The 2,859-nt window shown below is 51.5% G+C and carries 3 protein-coding genes and 1 pseudogene; all 4 read left to right on the top strand.

From position 1 onward, the window contains the following. A pseudogene (locus B3D59_RS15485) lies at window positions 1–408 on the top strand (hypothetical protein); the annotation flags it as partial. A gap of 168 nt (window positions 409–576) precedes the next feature. After that, on the top strand, window positions 577–1,362 hold the full coding sequence (locus tag B3D59_RS15480) for an RNA methyltransferase (RefSeq protein ID WP_286821635.1): 786 nt from the start codon (window positions 577–579) through the stop codon (window positions 1,360–1,362). 133 nt (window positions 1,363–1,495) lie between these two features. Further along, complete coding sequence (locus B3D59_RS15475) at window positions 1,496–2,164, top strand: XTP/dITP diphosphatase (RefSeq protein WP_286821626.1); 669 nt, start codon at window positions 1,496–1,498, stop codon at window positions 2,162–2,164. Continuing rightward, window positions 2,157–2,738, top strand: coding sequence for a nitroreductase family protein (locus B3D59_RS15470; RefSeq protein WP_286821624.1), 582 nt, complete (start codon window positions 2,157–2,159; stop codon window positions 2,736–2,738). Before B3D59_RS15475 ends, B3D59_RS15470 begins: the two co-directional genes overlap by 8 nt. Window positions 2,739–2,859 lie beyond the last annotated feature (121 nt).

The following is a 2,859-nucleotide window of genomic DNA, read 5'->3' as shown; positions in this document are numbered from 1 at the left end:
TTTACCCTGTTCCTTGCTGCAGGTGTTTTTTCGGCAGGGATAAAATCAATGACCCTTGTGTATCCTGCATTGTTCAGCCTTGAGGGATCAGCCTTGACTCCGGGGCTGCTGTCGATGATATTGGCTGTGATGATCATCATCGGAATCGCCGGCGTTCATCCGGTTGTCAGCATTTCCATCGCCAGTCCCCTGCTTCTTCCGCTCAACCCGAATCCTTCTCAACTGGGCTTTCTGTTTCTCAGTTGCTGGGCCATAGCAACGGCCAGCAGTCCATTGTCCGGTGTCGGATTGGCGCTGGTCAGCCGGTACCAGGTGTCACCGAAACTGATCATCCAGAGCAATTGGCTCTACGCCATCGTGATGTGGGCAACTGCCTCCACGGTATGCCACCTCTTTTTTCTTCACTGATCCGTATGTGAAGCTGAGGGTGTAGCAGTTTTATCTGTTGACAACCGATTATGCGGCATGATTATCTTCATCGCGCAGAGTGCGCAGCAACGCTTGCGGCAACCCCGCTGCGGTGATACTGCGCTGATCACCGGAAAGATTTTGAGTCGGACGTAAAAGGGGAATAGGATGTGTCAAAAGATTCGCATGGAAAATGTCGCCATTGTGCTTCATGATACCCGGATTCCGGAAAATATTGGTGCCGCGGCCCGGGCTGCGGCAAACATGGGGGTGGGGCAGTTGATTGTGTCTGCGCCCAGGCACCTTGACATGGAACGTGTTCTGAAAGTGGCAACCCACTCCGCTTCCGGACTGGTAAAGGCCATGAAGGTCTGCAGCACGCTTCCTGAGGCCCTTGGGGCGTTCAACTGGATTGTCGGAACCACCGCAAGGCTTGGTGGCACACGCCGGGTGAATTCCTCTCCCGCCGATGTTGCCGCAAAACTGATCCCCATTTCTTCAGAAAACCGGATAGCCGTTCTTTTCGGCCCCGAGGACCGGGGTTTGACCAATGAAGATTTGCAGCTATGCCACGAGCTTGTGAATATTCCCACAGCCGGATTTTCTTCCCTGAACCTGGCCCAGGCCGTCATGGTCATGTGTTATGAACTCTTTCAGGCCCGCACCCGGGCACCGGAATGTCATATCCCCAGGCTGGCCTGTCGGCATGAGCTGGAGAACATGTATGAAGAACTAAAAGAGACCTTTGCCCGAATCGATTACATCAATCATGAAAATCCGGAACACCGGCTTGACAAGGCCCGCAATTTTTTAAGCCGCTACCAGCTCAGAGCTCGGGAAGTCAGTATAATCCGGGGGCTATGCCGTCAGGTGGTGCGGTATGGCAGCCAATGCTACAAGGATGGCGCAGCTGCAGGTGCTGCAGGTGGCCCAAAAAACCAGGAGACCGGATAAAAAAGGCGGCACCTTAATTGCCGCGGCCCTGCCTTCCTTACCGGCTTACCTTTACAAACCGTTGACCAGCAATTATATTAATCCCTAATTAAATTTTAAAAAAACTGTCTAATACGGCACAAGGAGCTTTTAGGTGAAACAGATCTTAGTACTGGCCACGACCAATAAAGGCAAAACAAGGGAATTAAAGGAGAGGCTGCAAGGCTATCCGGTTGATATAAAAAATCTGTCTGATTTCGGTCCGATTCCCGAGGTGATAGAAGACGGGGAAACCTTTGACGACAATGCCTATAAAAAGGCGTCGTTTATTTCCAGAATTCTGGGGTATCCGGCTCTGGCAGATGACTCCGGACTTTGCGTAGAGGCACTTGGCGGGGCTCCAGGCGTATATTCGGCACGTTACGCGGGGGAAAATGCCACGGATCAGGACAATGTGGACAAACTTCTGGAAGCCATGAAAAACGAAGAAAACCGCAAAGCAGCCTTTGAATGTGTAATCTCCATTGCGGTCCCCACGGGTGCGGCTTTGACCTATGAAGGCCGCTGCGAAGGGGTGCTTACCCGGGAACCTGCAGGCAATAACGGGTTTGGTTACGATCCGCTGTTCTTTTTCCCGGAACTGAATAAAACCTTTGCCCAGTTATCCATGGAAGAAAAGGCAACGGTCAGCCACAGGGGAAAGGCATTGCAGGAGATCACCCGGGAGATGGACAAAATTCTGGACTGGATCGACATACAAATGTCGCGAATTAGCACAGAACCGGGCAGCTGTCTTTCACCCAAAGGAAAAAACAATGGATAAATTCAAAGAACTGGTAAAATCCAACCGGTCCTGCAGACGGTTTGACAACGCGTTTGCCCTGGATACACAAACCTTGACCGATCTTGTGGAACTTGCCCGGTATACGGCATCCGGGGCGAACAACCAACCCCTGAAATATATTATTTCCAGCAGCCGGGAACAAAACGATAAAATTTTTTCCTGCCTGACCTGGGCCGCTTATCTAAAAGAGTGGAAAGGCCCGGAACCTGCGGAACAACCCACGGGATACATTGTCATTTTAGGGGATACCACTATTTCAAACAATTTCTGGTGCGACCACGGCATTGCCGCCCAGACCATCCTGCTCGGTGCCCGGGCAAGGGGGCTGGCAGGATGCATGTTTGCCGCCATAAACATCAAAAAACTTAAAACGCTGCTCGGCATTGGCGATCATCTGGAAGTCAAACTGGTCATCGCACTTGGAAAACCCGTGGAACAAGCCTGTATTGATGATGTGGATGACGGCGGGGATATCCGGTATTTCAGGGATGAAAATCAGGTTCACCACGTTCCCAAGCGTAAACTTGAAGATCTTATTCTTAAAGCCTTTTAGTCGTGAAGGTTCTGTTTGTCAATCCATCCTGCCTGGATCCAAGGGTTACGGATCCGGTTGCCAGATAATAGAGCCCGATGGGGACCTGAAGCGCATCCGGATCCGTAACCCTTGGATCCAG

This window comes from Desulfobacter sp. UBA2225 (assembly GCF_002348205.1).
Classification (GTDB): Bacteria; Desulfobacterota; Desulfobacteria; order Desulfobacterales; family Desulfobacteraceae; genus Desulfobacter; species Desulfobacter postgatei.
The sequence above is the reverse complement of the archived record's forward strand: the minus strand, read 5'-3'. Positions and strand labels throughout refer to the sequence as shown.